Here is an 18,200-nt window from a genome sequence, read left to right on the forward strand (position 1 = left end):
TCAACAATAGGCAATAACGTTTCATCAACTAATACCTCTGTTTTACCTTCAAGAATAGTATCAGAATTGGGTTCCTCATTTTTTTTATTGCAAGAATAAGCAACAACCAAAATAAGAATTGAAAACATTAGCAACACTTTAAACTTTTTATTCATTTTCATTATTGGTATTAAAATAACGGAAAAACCTAAAAAAGGAATATACAATAAGTAAAATTCCAAAAGCAATTCTATACATTAAAGGCATTTTATAAGGAAATTTATCCCAAAAAATGATAACTAATCCAAATGTTAAATAAATCAAAAAAAACAAAATTCCTATAAATAGAAGAAATCGCTCTTTAAGCGATTTCTTCTTATAATTTAAAATAAATCTTTTAAGCATTACTCTTCAGGAGTTTCAATCTTAATAGGAATTTGGTAAGAACATCTCACTTTTTTTCCATTTTGTTCGGCTGGAGTCCATCTTGGAGATTTTCTCAATACTCTTTCTGCTTCTTTTCCTGTTCCATAACCAATGTCTCTTAAGACTTTAATATCGGTTAAAGTTCCATCTTTTTCTACAACAAAAGATACAAACACCTGACCTTTAAGTCCTGGTTCGTCTGGAGCTGTATAATTTTTTTGAATAAATCCGTAAAACTTGGTCATTCCGCCTGGGAATTCTGGTTTTACTTCAATACCAGCAGAATTATAAATATTATTATCCTCTGTAACTTCTGGTGCTTTTGGTCCATCACCAATTGGTCCCGGATCTAAATCAGCATTAGGATCACCTTTTATATCTTCTTTACCAAGATTTTTATTTTCCAACTTTTCAACTGGTGGCGGATCTTCTCTTACATCTTCAGTTTTAGCAACCACTGGTTTAACAAACTTTACTACGTCTTGTTTTGGTGGTGGTGGTGGTGGTGGTTTTAAATCTTCCTTAGGCTGTTCCGTTTTTGGTGGTAACTTCACCGTCGTAATAGTCTGATTTAATGTTTGATCATCTGACGAATCAGGAATTAAACTAATCAATAAAGGTGTAGCTATAGCAAGTGAAAAAATAAAAGCACCAATTAATAAAGCACGTACATTGGTTTTGGTATTATTCTTACGCAAATCGTAGGCACCATAAATTTTGTTTCGTCCTTCAAAAACGATGTCTAACCATTTACCATTTAATAGGTCTAATTTCATCTTAATTTAATTTACTTTGTTAGTAGACATTTCGTTTTCTAATATCTTTTCTTCTGGAGAAAAGTCGTTAACTATTGCATAAACTTTTACATCGCAAATAGCCATTTCGTCTAAGACATCAACTAAATTTCTATAATTAGATTTTTTAGTTGGCTTTATAATTACAATTAATCCTTTTTTTGGATCTCCTGTTACTAAAGGAACTGATTTTACTTTATCTAACAAAACCTTTCTTATTCCATCTTTACCATAACCTGCATCCTGTGGCTTTCCTCCAACTTCTGGAGCATCCAATAATCCATGATACCATTTAATTTTATTATTCTCACCTAAAATTAAAGTTACTGTTCTTCTTTGATCAACAGGTAACGGCTTAGGCGGAACAGGATCGTTTGGTTTATCTTTTGCTGGCATAGCCAAGCTCATAGACTGTGGTTTTGATAACGATGTAGTTAACATAAAGAAAGTAATCAATAAGAAGGCCAAATCTACCATAGCAGTTAAATCTACTTTAGAGTTTTGCTTTTTACTTCTTACTTTACCGCCTTTTTTACCTCCACCGTCGCCGGTATTTAATTCAGCCATTTTGAATATTTTTTAAAATTTTATAATTTTTCTGAATTGTGAGTTACTAATTTTTGGGCTTGGCTCGTAAACCAGTAACTAAACTAAAATTATTTATATCTTGATCTTGTAAGATATCCATAATTTTTCTGATTCTTGGATACTCTTGCTTAGCATCACCTTTTATAGCGAACTTCAATTCGCCTCTACTATCTGCTTGGTCTAATTCTGAGTTAGCTTGTCTAGCTGTATAAATCCAATCTTTCAATTGATTATCTAATGAGTCTAGTGGAATTCCAGCTTGCACACCCGATTTATTTCTGTCTGAATTACTCATTACAATAATTCTTTTCAAATCTTGTATTGGCACTCCAAACTCGTCAATAAGTCCAAATTTAGCAGTTTCATCATCAGAAAATTTCATTTGATATTTATCTGCCATTAACCCTAAAGTCGCTGCACGAAGATCTCTATCTTTTATCCCTAAAAAGACTTTATTTTTATCTGCATCTTTACCAATTGTCAACGTGATTAAACCCGTTTCTGGCAACTTAGTTTGTACTGTAGATGCAGGAGTTTCTACTGGCAATGCCTCAGGCTGTTTTGCTGTAGCGGTCAAAATAAAGAACGTAAGCAAAAGGAAAGCGACATCACACATTGCTGTCATGTCTATAGACGCAGCATTTTTTGACATTTTTATTTTTGCCATCTATTTTTTTTATTATTTTTTAGCATTGGTAATCAATGATAAAAAAATTATTATTTTAAACTTCCTCTTAATCTTCTGTAAGTATTTACGATTGCAGTTCCTGCTTCATCAATAGAATACGTTAATGTATCAATTTTAGAATTAAAGAAATTGTACATTACAATTGCTAATGCCGAAGTTGCAATACCTGTTGCAGTGTTAATAAGTGCTTCAGAAATACCTGTTGCAAGTGCTGCTTGATCAGGAGTTCCTGCACTAGCTAACGCTCCAAACGCTTTAATCATACCAGACACTGTACCTAACAATCCTCCTAAAGTCCCTAAAGAAACTAATGTAGAAAGAATAGTCATGTGCTTCTCTAACATTGGCATTTCTAGTGTAGTAGCTTCTTCTATTTCTTTGTGAATCATTTCTGACGCTTCTTCGCTATTAAATCCTTCTTTCTTAACATCTTGATATTTTACCAAAGCAGATTTTATTGCATTAGCTACTGATCCTTGTTGTTTATCACAATCATCAATCGCGTCTTCAATACTTCCAGAAGCAATTTTAGATTGAATTTTTTTCATAAATCCATCTAAATTATTTTTCCCTGCTGCTTTAGAAATCACAAAAAATCTTTCGAATGAAAAAACAATTACCATTAATAACATTCCCAAAAGTACAGGAACAATAAATCCTCCTTTGTAAACCATTCCTAATGTATTTAACGGATGCCCTTTTTCTGGATCTCCATTTTCAAAATTGGATGCTGCACCCATAAGAAACTTCCAAACAAGGCTTCCAATAATAATACATGCTACAATAATAATACCGGTGATCATTCCTCCACCATTCGAACCGTTTTCTTTTTTAACGTTTGCCATTTTTTAAAATTTAATAGTTTTTAATAATTTAAAGTTTTAGTTGTAATAAACTTGAATAGGAGCAAATTTAATTTTTTAGTTGAAATAAAAAAACTTTTTTCTACTTTTAATTCAGGCGTACTTACGAAATCGATTTCGTGTTTTTAACTATGACATTATCAATATGCTGTAATGACGTAATTATGTATAACAACGCAAAAAAGTGATTTATTGTATAACAATTCGATAAAAAAATAACTCAAATTTTACATTTATGCTTTTTTTAACTTGATTTTTCCCATTATAATTATTTTTAAAAAAGTATTATCTTGCGCTAGATTATAAAAAATTATGTTTTTAATTGAACTAATATGAATACAAAAGAAAATTTCATCCAACATATAAACTCAGGCTATACTTCTAAAGGTGAAAGTTTGCTTCTTGGAGCAGCAATTCTAGAAGGTCAACCTGTATCGGAAGCGCAAGTAAAAATTCCGCTAAAGACTTTAAACCGCCACGGATTAATTGCTGGAGCGACTGGAACTGGAAAAACAAAAACCATTCAAGTACTGTCTGAACAATTATCATCGTTTGGAATTCCAGTATTGATGATGGATATAAAAGGTGATTTCTCTGGAATTGCAAAACCTGGTGAAGAAAAGGCTTTTATAACGGAACGTCACGAAAAAATAAATATTCCTTACACAACGTCGGCATTTCCGGTGGAATTAATGACGCTTTCTGCTCAAGATGGCGTTCGTTTGAGAGCTACAGTTTCTGAATTTGGTCCTGTTTTATTTTCAAGAATATTGGATTTGAACGATACACAATCTGGAGTTGTTTCGGTAATTTTTAAATATTGTGACGATAAAAAAATGCCTTTATTGGACTTAAAAGACATTAAAAAAGTCCTTAATTATATAACCGAAGAAGGAAAAGACGATATATCGGAAGAATACGGAAAGATTTCAACGGCTACAACCGGAACCATTTTGAGGAAAATTATTGAACTAGAACAACAAGGTGGCGATTTCTTTTTTGGTGAAAAATCATTCGAAATTGATGATTTAATGCGCATTGATGAAAACGGAAAAGGATACATTAATATATTACGTTTAACGGACATTCAAGACAAACCCAAATTATTTTCGACATTTATGCTGAGTTTGTTAGCTGAAATTTACCATCAAATGCCAGAAAAAGGTGATGTAGAACAACCCGAATTGGTTTTATTTATTGACGAAGCCCATTTAATTTTTAATGAAGCTAGCGATGCATTATTGGATCAAATAGAAACTATTATAAAATTAATTCGTTCGAAAGGTGTTGGCGTTTATTTCGTAACTCAAAATCCGATGGATATTCCTAAAGGTGTTTTGGCACAATTGGGTTTAAAAATTCAACATGCTTTGCGAGCTTTTACAGCAAATGATAGACAGGCAATTAAACAAACGGCCGACAATTATCCAACATCTGATTATTACAAAACAGATGAAGTTCTAACCTCGTTGGGAATTGGAGAAGCTTTTGTAACTGCTTTAAACGAAAAAGGAATTCCTACGCCATTAGCAGCAACCATGCTTCGCGCACCACAAAGTAGAATGGATATTTTAGAAAGCAACGAAATTGAAGAAATCAACAATAAATCGAAACTTGTAAAAAAATATCAAGAAGAAATTGATAGAGAAAGTGCCTACGAATTGCTGAATAAAAAAATTGAAGAAGCTGTCGCGCAAGCCGAAGAACAAGAAGAAGAAAAACCAAGAAAGAGCAGCGAACCAAGTACTGCTGAAGTCATTGGAAAATCGGTTACGAAAGTAGTTACAAGTGCAAGTTTTATTCGAGGTGTTTTTGGAATTTTGATGAAAATCTTTAAAAAGTAAGTCAATTTCAACACCAAAAATCATTTGAATCGCATATAAATAGTAAAGAATTATTTCAATACAAAATGAAAAAATATCTAATACAAAAAACGCCGTACGTAGTTCCAACAACAGACGGAAAACTAATTGAAGAACATCACGGTATTCCTACCACAGGAAATAAAGACATTTCGATTGCACACATGATTGCGCCACCAAAATGGAGCGAACCATTTCAAACACCAGAATTTGGAGAGTATACTTATATTATTTCAGGCAAAAAGCAATTTATAATTGAAGATCAAATTATTGTTTTAGAAGCTGGACAATCTATAAAAATTGAAGCCAATACTCGAGTTCAATATTCAAATCCGTTTGAAGAATCGTGCGAATATATTGCAATTTGTACGCCGGCATTTGATTTTGAAAAAGTGCATCGCGAAGAATAATCAATTTCAATCTCAAAAATCAACTTCAAAAATCAAATAAAAACTATTTTTTAAATTGATTTTTGAAGTTGATTTTTGCTATTGACTTTTGAAATTGATTTTTGAATTATTACACTTTCAGCTTTTCCAAAATCAAATTTTCAACCTCTACACTATTCCATTGACCTTCGATATTTTCCATTTGCATGACTTCTTCCATAATTTTATTTTGGAAATCACCAATCGCTAATGCCTCAGAATAAGGTTGCAAACTAAAAGTTACACGACTGTAAAGTGGCATCCATTTATCTGGATGTTTGTCTGAAAACCACTTTTCAATTTTCTTTTGAAGTAGGAAATTGGCGTCGGCAGTTTTAGAACTCATTTCCATAAAATTCCTTTCGGCAAGTTCGGCAATTGCATCGGCATTGGGTTTTCGTGAAATTTCGTATTCCTTGAAAATCGTTTCCCAATCGTCACCATATTTAGAAATCATCTCATTTAATATGGTGATATCTTCAAATCCGGCATTCATTCCTTGTCCGTAAAAAGGAACAATAGCATGAGCAGAATCGCCAATTAGGGCAATTTTATCTTCAAAAGTCCAAGGATAGCATTTCATTTTTACCAAATAACTGGTTGGATTTTTAAAATAATCTTCAATCAAATCGGGAATTATTTCTTTAGTATCAGGGAAAAATTTCTCGAAGAATTGTGCCAATTCGGTTTCGGTTTTTATTTTTTCAAACGAATTTTCACCTACGAATGGCATAAACAAAGTACAGGTAAAACTCCCATCAAGATTGGACAATCCCATCAACATAAAATTTCCTCTTGGCCAAATATGTAAAGAATTTTTATCAATTTTATGACTTCCATCTGCATTAGCTGGAATATTTAATTCTTTGTATCCAATTTTCATGAATTCCTGCGAATAATCAAACATCGATTGGCGTTGCATTCTATGTCTAATTCTTGAAAAAGCACCATCGGCACCAAAAACTTTATCGTATTTTAAATCGGTCCATTCGCCTCGTTCGGTTTCGCCAATGTGCAAGGTTGCAGTGGCTAAGGAAATGTCCCAAATACGTTGCTCAAAGAAAAATTCTACACCAGCATCTTCTGCCAAATCAATCATTCTTCGGTTTAAAACGCCACGAGAAAGCGAGAAAATGGCATCACCATCTTTACCGTAATTTTGGGCAACAAAGGTTCCGTCTTGCAAGTGAATTCCGCGTTTGTCAACTGGAATTCCAATTTTTCTAATTTCGTCTTCAAGACCAATATCTTCAAGCGTTTTCCAACCTCGATTCGACATTACTAAATTGATAGAACGACCAGAAAATTGAACCGTTCTAATGTCTTCACTTCTATCGAAAACATGAACAGTGTGACCTAATTTTTTAAGATATATTGCTAATAAAGTTCCAACTAATCCAGATCCAACAACAGCAATTTTTTGAGGCGTTTGCATTTATTTTTTATAAGCGGTTTTGCAAATTTATTGATTTTAAACAGAGATTGGATAAATTAATAGATATAAATTCAAATTGAATTATTTTTTGTTTAATCTTTATAGAAAATAGTTAAACATTTTATATCTTTGATGAAAATTAGACTATGAAAAATTTCACTAAAGACGAAATCAATCAAATGGATAAAATTAGACGTTTAAATCTAATTAATTCTTGCACTGGCTATAAATCGGCAAACCTAATTGTTACAAAATCAAATTTAGGAATTTCTAATGTAGCAGTTTTTAGTAGCGTAACACACATTGGAAGCAATCCGCCGATGGTTAGTTTTATAACGCGACCACTTTCTGTGAAACGTGATACTTACACAAATATAAAGGAAAACGGCTATTTCACTATAAATCATATCACCGAAAATATGATTGAAGACGCACATCATACTTCTGCAAATTATGATTCGGATATTTCTGAATTTGACAAAACCAATTTGGAAGAAGAATATAAAACCGATATTGAAATTCCGTTTGTAAAAAATAGTCCAGTGCAATTGTTGTGCAAATACATTAATGAATACCACATTATAGAAAATGATACGGTACATATAATTGCATCAGTAGAAAACTTATTTTTTAATGAAGATTTGCTTCACAAAGACAATTGGTTGCAACTTGACAAGGCAAAAGTAGTAACAATTAACGGACTTGATGGTTATGCACTTCCTGTTTTAGTAAACCGATTTGAATATGCAAGAGCGGATAAACCAACAAAATCATCATTATAAAATGGCGCATAAAAAAGTAAATCTACCTAGCAAAATATGCGTCACTTGCGGTTTGCCCTTCGATTGGCGCAAAAAATGGGAGAAAAACTGGGATGAAGTTAAGTATTGCAGCGAAAAATGCAGGAGAAGTAAGAGTTAGTTTTCAGTTATTAATTCTTAGTGTTCAGGTTTAAAAATAAATTTAAAAAACTTAGAGTTTTATAGACTTTGAGGCATAAAAAAATATGAATAATCTAGTTTGGTTTAGAAACGATTTACGAGTTCAAGATAATAATTCACTTTTTCAGGCTTGCAGAAAATCTGGAAAAGTAATTGGTGTTTATTTTCTCGATCCAAGAAATTTTGAAACTAATAAATATGGTTTTAAAAAAACGGAGAAATTTAGAGCAAAATTCCTTTTGGAAACGCTTAGAGATTTGAAAAACAATTTGGCAGCAAAAAATATTTCGCTTTTAATTTTTCATGATTTACCAGAAAATGTTTTACCGAAATTAATTTCTGATCATGAAATTTCTAAAGTGTTTCTTCAAAAAGAATGGACAAAGGATGAAGTTAAAGTCAATTTGGCTGTGAAAAATCACAATCCAGATTTAGAATTTATAGAAGTTTACGATCAATTTTTGTTTCATCCAGATGACATTCCATATCAAGAGTTTGCTAAAATTCCAGAAGTTTTTACCGAATTTAGAAAGAAATGCGAAAAGGAAAGTAAAATTCGTCCTTGTGTTGAAATCAATGCAAAATCATCAGATAATTTAATTGAAACCTCCAATGTGATTCCGAGTTTGGAAGATTTGGGATTGGAATCCTTTAAATTAGATAAAAATTCGGCTTTTCCTTTTCGTGGTGGCGAAACTTCGGCTTTGAAACGCATCGAAAATTATTTTTTTGAAACCGAAAACTTATCCGAATACAAGAAAACCAGAAACGGATTGATTGGCGAAAGTTACAGTTCCAAACTATCGGCTTGGTTGGCAAATGGAAGTATTTCGGCGCGAACTATTTATTGGGAAATTCAAAATTATGAACGTGAAATTTGTAAAAATGAAGATACGTACTGGTTGGTTTTCGAACTAATTTGGCGCGATTATTTCAAATACATTTCACTAAAACACGGTGATAAAATTTTTAAATTAGACGGAATTTTAGGTAAAGAATACGAGTGGAAATTCAATGATAAAGCACTTCGCCAATGGATTAATGGAAATACTCGCGAACCATTTGTAAACGCCAACATGATTGAATTGCAACGCACAGGTTTTATGAGTAATCGTGGCCGACAAAACGTGGCGAGTTATTGGGCGAAAGAATGGGAACAAGATTGGCGCGTTGCCGCAGCATATTTCGAAAGTATTTTAATAGATTATGATGTGCATTCTAATTTTGGAAATTGGATGTACAATGCTGGAGTTGGAAACGATCCGCGCGATAGAAAATTTAATATAAAGCGTCAGGCAGAAATGTATGATGGCGATGGAAAATTTCAGAAACTTTGGTTGAATCCGGATTTGTTTTAGTTTTTTTTACGCGAATTGCACGAATTTTCACGAATTTATTGGGTGGAAAATTACACGTATTTTTAATCGAACTTATTATTCTCACAAAGAAAGAATTACAAATAATTAAAATAAATGGCTTTTAAAACACTTCGACTAATCCTTGGCGATCAATTAAATATAAATCATTCTTGGTTTTCAAATACAGATGAAAATGTGTTTTATCTTATGGCGGAACTGCGTCAAGAAACCGATTATGTAAAACATCATATTCAGAAAGTTGTGGCATTTTTTCTGTCAATGCGAAATTTTTCGTCCGATTTAAAGGCTAAAAATCATAATGTTATTTATTTTGAAATTTCAGATGAAAATAATCCGCATGATTTAGAAAAACTGATTTCTCAAATTATTGAAAAGCACGAAATAGCAAAATTTGAATACCAATTGCCAGATGAATATCGATTGGACGAACAACTGAAAGCTATTTGCGAAAAGCTAAAAATAGCATCGGAAGTTTATGATTCTGAACATTTTTATACTTCAAGATTAGAATTAAAAGATTTTTTTGATGGAAAGAAAATGCTTTTGATGGAAAATTTCTATCGCATGATGCGTAAAAAACACGATGTTTTAATGCGAGGCGAAACTCCTGTAGGCAATCAGTGGAATTTTGATCACGACAACCGATTGAAATACAAAGGTCAAGTTCCTATTCCGGATGCTAAAATATTCACAAAAAATGTAACTGATTTACTTATCCAAATTGAAAAATCTGAAGTAAAAACTTTTGGTAAAATTGACGAAAAAAACTTTGTTTGGCCAACTTCTCGAGAAGAATGTTTAGAGCAATTACAGTATTTCTGTAATAGTCTTTTAAAACATTTTGGCGATTATGAAGACGCTTCGCACAATGACGAAAAATTTCTTTTTCATTCGCGATTGTCGTTTGCTATGAATACCAAAATGCTTTCGCCAAAAGAAGTTGTAGATACCGTTGTAGATTATTATTTTGAACATGAAGACGACATTACCATTTCTCAAGTTGAAGGATTTGTGCGTCAAATTTTGGGTTGGCGTGAATATGTGAGAGGAATTTATTGGAAAGAAATGCCCAATTATTCTAAAATGAATGCTTTGGAAAACCACAATAAACTTCCCGATTTTTATTGGACAGGAAATACCAAAATGAATTGCATGCAAAAGGCAATTTCGCAAAGTTTGGAGGAAGCTTACGCGCATCACATTCAGCGTTTGATGATTATTGGTAATTTTTCGTTGCTTACACAAATGCATCCAGATGAAGTTGACACTTGGTATCTTGGCGTTTATATTGATGCTATCGAATGGGTGGAATTGCCTAATACTAGAGGAATGAGCCAATATGCCGATGGTGGAATTTTGGCTACGAAACCGTATGTTTCCTCTGGAAGTTACATCAATAAAATGAGTAATTATTGCACCAGCTGTCATTATTCTGTTAAAGATAAATTTGGCGAAAAAGCATGCCCTTTCAATACTTTATATTGGAATTTTCTTGATGAAAAGAAAGAGTATTTTGCAAAAAACCAACGCATGGCAATGATGATGAACATGTTAAAGAAAATGGATCCTGAAGAATTGTATAAAATTAAGGTTAAAGCCAATGAAATTATTGACAATTTGGATAATTATTAATAGAAAAACCCGTTTGAACAAACAAACAGGTTTCACTAACAAATAAAACTACTATAAAACAAAATAACTATTAAAAGGTATATGTTGTGGCTACTAAAACATAAGAATTTAATCCTGTTGGAGTTCCACTTGTAAAAATATCTTCCGATGCGCTATCAACTCTAATTTCTGGAATGAAAGTAAAATTTCCTTCTTTAAAATTCAGTGATAGTGTATTACCAATTACGTTTGCACCACCAGCAAAAGCTACTACTCCATCTTTATCATCGAAATATTCTAAGCGATAAGCTAAGCTCCATTTTTTCTGAAATGCATAATTTAAATAACCAACCGCAGCAAACCATTCGCCATCAATTGAACTATCAAAATCATCCGAAACTAAAGAATAAGTTCCGTTAAAACCTAGAGTAAGTTTGGTATTAACTTTATTTGTGGCAACAAAATCAAACTGTGTTTTATTCAATGAAGATGAAGGATTACTACTTCCTGAAGAAAGGTTAAAGTAAAGCGAGGTTTTAGCACCAGCATAAGCTATTTGACCAATAAATGTTTTTTGTTTTGAACCAGCTTCTGCGGCAGTTTTAAAATCGGTAGCATTAGTAATTCCTATCATATAACTCATTTTACCAACCGTATATTGTGCTTTTACACCAGTATTAAAAAATGGTCCATATGAAAATGCATATGACATACTGTAATTTTTATTATCAACAGCATCAACCAATTCGTAGCCAATATGTGTTGCAAAACTTCCTGCAATTATTTTAAATTTTGGAGTAAATTCATAGGTAACATTCAATTGTTTGATGAAGAACGTTGTATTACCATCGTTATAACTAAATTGCGCAGCTCTGTTTCCGAAACCTAAATCGGCAAAAACAGCTGCTTTTCCGAATTTATGAGATGCTTCAATTGATGCCATTCCCAATTCGAAAGAATCGTGAGAATTAGTAAAACTTGTTTTTCCGTTATCTGCATTAGCAAAATCATATTTATAATATAAATCTGCCGAACCAGCAAAAATTGTTTTTGGAATGGTATCTTGAGCATAAATTGATGGAATTGAAGCCATGATAAATACTACTGAGTAAGCAATTTTAATAAGGATAATTTTTTTCATTTTTTTCTAATTTTAATTAATGTATAAATTGAACTGTATGCAAAAAAAACTGATCTGAATTATTGAAAAAAACACTGTTTTGCATCCGTTAAAAATGGTCAAAAAAAAACTGCCCACATTCTCAAAGAGAATTGAGAGCAGTTGTATATTTCAATAAAATTGTGAAGTTAACTAATTACTTCTAAAAGGATTAACTATAAAAATTCACCATGTTGTGTGATATCAAGTCCTAATTCTTCTTTGTCTTCGCTAACTCTTAAAGGAGTAATTTTATTTACAATAAAGAATAAAAAGTATGAAACTGTAAAAGCAAAAACAGATACACCAACTAAGGCTATAACTTGATTAAAAAACAAAGTTGTTTCACCAAAAACTAAACCTTGATCTACCAATGCCGAGTTGGAAGCTTTAGAAGCAAAAACTCCTGTTAACAACATTCCTGTCATTCCACCAACACCATGACAAGCAAAAACATCCAATGCATCATCAATTTTACCTTTTGGAAATTTACTAACCACAAGATTACTAACGATACTACTAAAAAGACCTATAAAAATTGCATGAGGAATACTTACATAACCTGCAGCAGGCGTAATTGCAACTAAACCTACAACCGCACCAATACATGCGCCCATTGCAGAGAGTTTGTGTCCTAATATTTTATCTAAAAACACCCAAGCCAAAGCAGCAGCAGCAGCAGCAACAGTTGTTGTTCCTAAAGCTTGCACGGCTAAACCGTTTGCTCCCATTGCAGAACCAGCGTTAAAACCAAACCAACCAAACCATAGCAAACCTGTACCTAACAATACATAAGTAATACGAGCAGGATTTACTTTTTGAATTTTACGTTTTCCTAAAAATATTGCTCCAGCCAATGCAGCCCAACCAGCACTCATGTGAACTACAGTTCCACCAGCAAAATCTAAAACCCCTAATTTAAATAAAATCCCATCTGGATGCCAAGTGCTGTGAGCAAGTGGTGCGTAAACTAACAAAATAAATAAAACCATAAACAACAAATAAGCCCAAAAACGAATACGTTCTGCAAAGGCACCAGTAATTAATGCTGGAGTAATAATTGCAAATTTAGCTTGAAACAATGCAAACAATAAAAAAGGAATTGTTGGTGCTAAACTCCAAGCGGTATTTGTTCCTACTCCTTGAAAGAAAATATTTGGTAACGGATTTCCAATAACGCCTCCAATTGAAGGCCCAAAAGACAATCCGAAGGCGATAACAACCCATAAAACTGTAACGATTACCATTGCCATAAAACTTTGTAGCATTGTGCTGATAACGTTCTTTTTTCCAACCATTCCGCCATAAAATAAAGCTAAACCTGGCGTCATCAGCAATACCAAAGCGCATGCAACAATCATCCAAGCAGTATCTCCAGTATCGAATTTTACTGCTTCTGCCGGAACTGGATTAGCGGTTAGGAAGTAATTTGAAAAAAAAGAAAGTACTAGGATTGTGACTAATATCACGCTTAAAATAATTTTTCTCATTGTGTATTTGTTTTAAAATTTTGTTAAAAATAGAAATATTACACAATATACCCTTAAAAAAATACGCTTAACTTTATATTTTTATGTTATTTTCAGTTTTAACCCCTAAAAATTATAGGGTATTGTAAATTAATTGTTAATTTTGATTAAATGTTAATTTATAAAACTAAAAAAAAAGCCATCAAAAATTAATTTCGATAGCGTTTCTAAAAAACAAAGTGCTTTAATTTACTTTTTCGGAATAAAAAGTAGCTTCGTTGATGTTTTAATTATTTCTTGCTTATTCATTTTCATTTTTCTAAATTTCCCTTGCGCATACATTTGTGCCTGGTCGTCATAATGTTTGCTTGACGGAACTCCAGATTGACCAGTTGGCAATATACTAACGCTATTCTCAACATCCGAAAAATCTATGATTCTCCTTGTTGATGGACCAGCTTTTACCTCATAAACAGGTTTATCAGAAAAAGTAAAAGCCAAATTATTGATGACTTCATTCGAACCAGAAACTTCCATTGGACCAACATTAAAATAACCACTCAAAGCAGCAACTTTTCCCAATGGATGCTGGTGTTCTAGTGTGTGCACTTTGTTCCATGTCCAAGAACTTACATTGTTTCCTAATTGTTTTTCTGGTGATGCGATGGCTTCAATAAACGATTTTGATAAAATTTCTTTACGCGTTTCTTTGTGATTTTTTGTCGCATAATCATCCCACCAAACCGAGGTTTCATTCGCAATTTGTGGTTCAATCATCTGTTTTAAAATATGCGTAGAAAGTAATGCTGCAAAATCGTCTTCGCCCAATTCATCTTGAAATGTATTTTTTAAATAATGATAAATAAACTTGTTATAAATTGTCGGCGCAACATCCGTTTCGGAATTAGAACCAGACCATTTTTCTAAAATTTCGTAAGCTTTCTTTTCGTTTGAAGTTGCTTTATTTACATCAATTTGAGATAAAAAACTCGTTACAATATTAGCAGAAGTTGACGAAGTATTATCGACAATCATTTTTTGAACATCAGTTGAAGTCCAATTGTTTTTGGGAGCTAACAAACCGTCTATTCTTTTGGCTCTGTCTTTAGGCAAATAATATCCTGGATACAAATATCCGTCAACAGCTTCTGGCTGATTGTTTGCCGAATAAACATAATTCCAAGATGGATTTATAGCTGATGGATTTTGAGAGAATGGAAGGAATTCTTTTTTATCATCAATTCCGTTGGCGCCATTTAAAATAAAATTTGGATTGACCGATGGATCTAATTTGTATAATTTTCCAGAAGTTATCCAAGCGATATTATTTTGGGCATCGCCGTACATAATATTCAAACCTGGCGCATGAATTAACTCCACATTTTTATAGAAACCTTCAATGTTCTTGGAATGACATAGGGAATAAACTGCATCGAGAATTTGGTTTTTCTCTTGCGTGTATATCCATGACATTGCGATTGGTTTTTTGGTTTTTACGGTCGTCAGCAAGTCGTTCATGATAGGTCCGTGAATGGATTCTTTTATGTTTAAAGTTACCGATGTGCTGTCTTTTACTTTGATAATTTTCTTGCGAATGGTATAGTTTTTATAACCATCAACTGTTTTATATTGGCTTTCATTATTTGGATTATTTTCTTCTTGAAACAAATCTAAATCGTCGTTTTCAAACATCGTTAAACCATAGGCATAATCGCGGTTATGACCTAATAACGGAAATGGGGTTCCAGCCAAATAGTAGCCATAAATTTCATAATCTGGCGTAACAATGTGCGCTTCATACCATGTGCATGGTTGCGAAAAACCAATGTGTGGATCGTTGGCAAAAATTACTTTTCCACTTTTGGTTTTTTGTGCGCCAATTACCCAACTGTTGCTTCCAATGAATGGCGGAATTGGAGAATTGTCTAATAAACTGGCTACCGATTTAGAAATCTCTGCATAATCGCTAGTTTTGCCTTTGTAGTTTTTGAGTTTTGTTGTCCCAAATGAACCATCAATACCGAAATCTTTAAGGTATTCTGCTCCAAATTTATCACGAATATCGGTTAGCAACGGATCGGTTTTTTGTGCCATCGCGAAACTAAAAGACATGAATCCAAAGATGTTATAAACGTCTTTTAAGGTGTATTTTTCTTTTTTGACACCAACCAATTCAAACTCTAAAGGTGTTTTTCCGTTTTCAATAAATTGATTAATTCCGTCTAGGTAAGCAGTTGCTAACTTATAAGCTTCGGAGTTTTTATCTAATTGGGCAATGGCTTTTTCTGAGTTTTCATCGATTCCAACACCTGCAAAAAAAGCGTCATTTTTAAGTGCTTTCGATCCAAAAATTTCTGATAATCTTCCGGGTGCAATTCTGCGCATTAACTCCATTTGCCACAATCGATCTTGTGCGTGAACATAACCTAAAACCGTCATAGCATCTTTTTGTGTTTCAGCATAAATGTGTGGCACACCATAATCATCAAAGTAAACCGTAGTGTTTTTACTAATGTTTTGTAGTGCAATTTCACCTTCATAAATAGGTTTCTTGTATTTTGTGTATGCAAAAATTAAAATTGAAATAAGAATAAGAAATGTAAAAAGTATAAATAAGCTTTTTTTAAGTATTTTCATCATGGAATTATATTGATAATTCAAAGCTACTTATTTATTTACTTATTAAACTTACTAAGTGTAATTATTTTTTAATGATTCTTTATCATCGGATGAATTGATTATAAAAAAATACTTCTTGAATAAAGGAACGTTATGTTAAAATGGTTCCACATATATTTATTATTGGTAGTATCCCATAAAAACACTCCAACTGACGCTCGAATTAAATTATAATTAGCGCCTTTGTTTACTTGTCATACAAAAAAAGCGTTTAAATTGCTTAGTACAATTTAAACGCTTTTTATATTTAAGAACATTATTTTTTATTTCTTGCTATCGTCAATAATAGCTCCAGTTCCGGCACCAACGCCAGCACCTGCCAAACCACCAATTATTGCACCTTGACCTTTTTTCTTGCTAATTATTGCTCCAGTAACAGCACCAACACCAGCGCCAATTACAGCACCTTTAGCTGCTCCACTCCATTTTTTCTTTTTGGTTGTTGTGGTAGTTGTTGTTGCATTTCCGTTTTGGTTAACATAAACCACTTCTTTGGTTTGTTTTTCAGTTTCAACTTTAGCTATTTCGACATTCATTGAATCGATAACTCTTTTCTTTTCAATTTCAACTTTCATTGAGTCGATGCTTGCTTGTTTAGCTTTTTGAACGTCAATTTTTGATTGGTTTTGACAAGATATAATTGCCAAAGACGCTATTATTAAATATACTTTTTTCATGATTTTTAGTTTTATAATTATTTAAGGTACAAAGAAAGACTATTGAACCGTTAGAACAGTTATAAAATTTTTTTTAATTGTTACAGAATTTAGGGTTTGGTGGGATTTTGTTGATTGACGATAGATTATTTTTTTGTGGCTTATGCTTTTTAGATTGCTTAAAATCTTATGGCTTTGGACTTGTAATTTACTTATATTGTGGGGACGGAATGCAATTCCGCTTGATCTGGGTTGCCCTTTAGATTCATTTTATTCTGTATATCGGAGTATACTTTTTCATCTAAGTATACTTTTTCATCTAAGCATGTTTTTCTATCTAAGTATCATTATTTAGCTTCGATATGTCAATGTAAAGCTTCTAATGTTCAGTATTTAATATCGGTCGGTCATTATTGAGTTTCGATGTCTCTTTTTTATTTTACGTTTTGGTTATTTATTGTTTTGTATTGTTCTATCTCTTCTGTGAAAATTACTTTCGGTTTTTATCTATTTTAATTTAGTTTTTCTTTTGGGTTTGCTTTGATTTTGGTTGTCTGCCAAAGTTACTAGGCTTTATGACTGTTACGTAATTTAAAGACTGGCTTTAATAAATATACTGTAAACGATTTATTGTTGTAGTTTGTGTTTGCTTCTTTTACTATTTGGGCACGGATTGCAAATCCGCGTTATTTGGGGTTCGGTTTTTTCTTTTCAATATATATCAAACCACAATTCTATTTCTAATTCTGCAAGTTTAGAAAATTGTTCCTTAGATATTGTTGGTCCACCTTGTCCATTTTTTGATTTCCAATAACAACTAAAATCTATTTTTCCTCCATCATTGACTATGTTTTTCAGTTTAAATTTAATTGGAATTAACAAATCTGCCAAATAATCTATGTGTCTTCTGCAATCTTTTGAGTTTGTGTTTTCTTTAGATGATAAAAACCAACCGTTAATTTTAGTTTTTGAATCACCTTTATTTTGAAACCTCGTTGGTTCAATTTCTAAATATTCGGTTAGTTTTTCAGAATTCATTTTATCATAGTAAATTCTCAAAGTTACATATGTATTTGAACAAGTTTCATAATTGTCGTTGTACATTTTCTTATTTAGGTTTAATTATATTTTCTTTTTCTTATTAGGTTTTTGTCATGTCCTAAAATACGTTGACCATTTTTAGGTTATTAATTGAATCAAAAATACGGATTTGTAATCGGAACATTGATAACTTTTTTTAAAA

Annotated in this window: 16 protein-coding genes; 6 read left to right on the forward strand and 10 right to left on the reverse strand. The window is 32.3% G+C overall.

Features of this window, described 5'->3' with window-relative positions:
* Nucleotides 1-383: 383 nt before the first annotated feature.
* The 4 genes from ACH2CG_RS01395 to ACH2CG_RS01410 are packed head-to-tail and all read right to left on the reverse strand — an operon-like array spanning nucleotide 384 to nucleotide 3,320.
* Nucleotides 384-1,181: an energy transducer TonB gene (locus ACH2CG_RS01395; RefSeq protein ID WP_395061452.1), complete on the reverse strand. Its 798-nt coding sequence runs from the start codon at nucleotides 1,179-1,181 to the stop codon at nucleotides 384-386.
* Between the two features lie 6 nt (nucleotides 1,182-1,187).
* On the reverse strand, nucleotides 1,188-1,766 hold the full coding sequence (locus ACH2CG_RS01400) for an ExbD/TolR family protein (RefSeq protein ID WP_395061454.1): 579 nt from the start codon (nucleotides 1,764-1,766) through the stop codon (nucleotides 1,188-1,190).
* A 46-nt stretch (nucleotides 1,767-1,812) separates the two neighbouring features.
* On the reverse strand, nucleotides 1,813-2,454 hold the full coding sequence (locus ACH2CG_RS01405; protein ID WP_395061456.1) for an ExbD/TolR family protein: 642 nt from the start codon (nucleotides 2,452-2,454) through the stop codon (nucleotides 1,813-1,815).
* Between the two features lie 50 nt (nucleotides 2,455-2,504).
* Entirely contained in the window at nucleotides 2,505-3,320 is an 816-nt protein-coding gene (locus ACH2CG_RS01410) for a MotA/TolQ/ExbB proton channel family protein (RefSeq protein ID WP_395061458.1), read from the reverse strand.
* 350 nt (nucleotides 3,321-3,670) lie between these two features.
* Between ACH2CG_RS01410 and ACH2CG_RS01415 the strand changes: the two genes are divergently transcribed.
* Nucleotides 3,671-5,182, forward strand: coding sequence for a helicase HerA-like domain-containing protein (locus tag ACH2CG_RS01415; RefSeq protein ID WP_395061460.1), 1,512 nt, complete (start codon nucleotides 3,671-3,673; stop codon nucleotides 5,180-5,182).
* A gap of 65 nt (nucleotides 5,183-5,247) precedes the next feature.
* Nucleotides 5,248-5,610, forward strand: coding sequence for a cupin domain-containing protein (locus ACH2CG_RS01420; protein ID WP_395061462.1), 363 nt, complete (start codon nucleotides 5,248-5,250; stop codon nucleotides 5,608-5,610).
* A gap of 109 nt (nucleotides 5,611-5,719) precedes the next feature.
* On the opposite strand, the gene ACH2CG_RS01425 is transcribed toward ACH2CG_RS01420, so the two are convergent.
* Complete coding sequence (locus tag ACH2CG_RS01425; protein ID WP_395061464.1) at nucleotides 5,720-7,063, reverse strand: FAD-dependent oxidoreductase; 1,344 nt, start codon at nucleotides 7,061-7,063, stop codon at nucleotides 5,720-5,722.
* Nucleotides 7,064-7,209: 146 nt separating this feature from the next.
* Between ACH2CG_RS01425 and ACH2CG_RS01430 the strand changes: the two genes are divergently transcribed.
* The 4 genes from ACH2CG_RS01430 (at nucleotide 7,210) to ACH2CG_RS01445 (ending at nucleotide 11,015) form a co-directional block, all read left to right on the forward strand.
* Nucleotides 7,210-7,845, forward strand: coding sequence for a flavin reductase family protein (locus tag ACH2CG_RS01430; RefSeq protein WP_395061466.1), 636 nt, complete (start codon nucleotides 7,210-7,212; stop codon nucleotides 7,843-7,845).
* A 1-nt stretch (nucleotide 7,846) separates the two neighbouring features.
* Nucleotides 7,847-7,984: a DUF2256 domain-containing protein gene (locus tag ACH2CG_RS01435; RefSeq protein WP_395061468.1), complete on the forward strand. Its 138-nt coding sequence runs from the start codon at nucleotides 7,847-7,849 to the stop codon at nucleotides 7,982-7,984.
* Nucleotides 7,985-8,069: 85 nt separating this feature from the next.
* The gene (locus tag ACH2CG_RS01440) at nucleotides 8,070-9,362 is read left to right on the forward strand and encodes a DASH family cryptochrome (RefSeq protein WP_395061470.1); all 1,293 of its coding nucleotides are present in this window, start codon (nucleotides 8,070-8,072) and stop codon (nucleotides 9,360-9,362) included.
* Between the two features lie 114 nt (nucleotides 9,363-9,476).
* The gene (locus ACH2CG_RS01445; RefSeq protein WP_395061472.1) at nucleotides 9,477-11,015 is read left to right on the forward strand and encodes a cryptochrome/photolyase family protein; all 1,539 of its coding nucleotides are present in this window, start codon (nucleotides 9,477-9,479) and stop codon (nucleotides 11,013-11,015) included.
* 70 nt (nucleotides 11,016-11,085) lie between these two features.
* Here ACH2CG_RS01445 and ACH2CG_RS01450 read toward each other — a convergent pair whose 3' ends face one another.
* From ACH2CG_RS01450 to ACH2CG_RS01470, 5 genes are all read right to left on the reverse strand, one after another.
* Nucleotides 11,086-12,135 (reverse strand): outer membrane beta-barrel protein, encoded by a 1,050-nt coding sequence (locus tag ACH2CG_RS01450; RefSeq protein WP_395061474.1) that lies wholly within the window; start codon nucleotides 12,133-12,135, stop codon nucleotides 11,086-11,088.
* A gap of 194 nt (nucleotides 12,136-12,329) precedes the next feature.
* Complete coding sequence (locus ACH2CG_RS01455; RefSeq protein ID WP_395061476.1) at nucleotides 12,330-13,643, reverse strand: ammonium transporter; 1,314 nt, start codon at nucleotides 13,641-13,643, stop codon at nucleotides 12,330-12,332.
* A gap of 228 nt (nucleotides 13,644-13,871) precedes the next feature.
* Nucleotides 13,872-16,259: a penicillin acylase family protein gene (locus tag ACH2CG_RS01460; RefSeq protein ID WP_395061482.1), complete on the reverse strand. Its 2,388-nt coding sequence runs from the start codon at nucleotides 16,257-16,259 to the stop codon at nucleotides 13,872-13,874.
* A 305-nt stretch (nucleotides 16,260-16,564) separates the two neighbouring features.
* Entirely contained in the window at nucleotides 16,565-16,978 is a 414-nt protein-coding gene (locus ACH2CG_RS01465) for a glycine zipper family protein (RefSeq protein WP_395061478.1), read from the reverse strand.
* 690 nt (nucleotides 16,979-17,668) lie between these two features.
* Nucleotides 17,669-18,061 carry a DUF4279 domain-containing protein gene (locus ACH2CG_RS01470; RefSeq protein ID WP_395061480.1) on the reverse strand — a complete coding sequence of 131 codons (393 nt, stop codon included), beginning with the start codon at nucleotides 18,059-18,061 and terminating at the stop codon, nucleotides 17,669-17,671.
* Nucleotides 18,062-18,200: the final 139 nt, after the last annotated feature.

The organism is Flavobacterium sp., from assembly GCF_043778725.1.
Taxonomy (GTDB): Bacteria; Bacteroidota; Bacteroidia; order Flavobacteriales; family Flavobacteriaceae; genus Flavobacterium.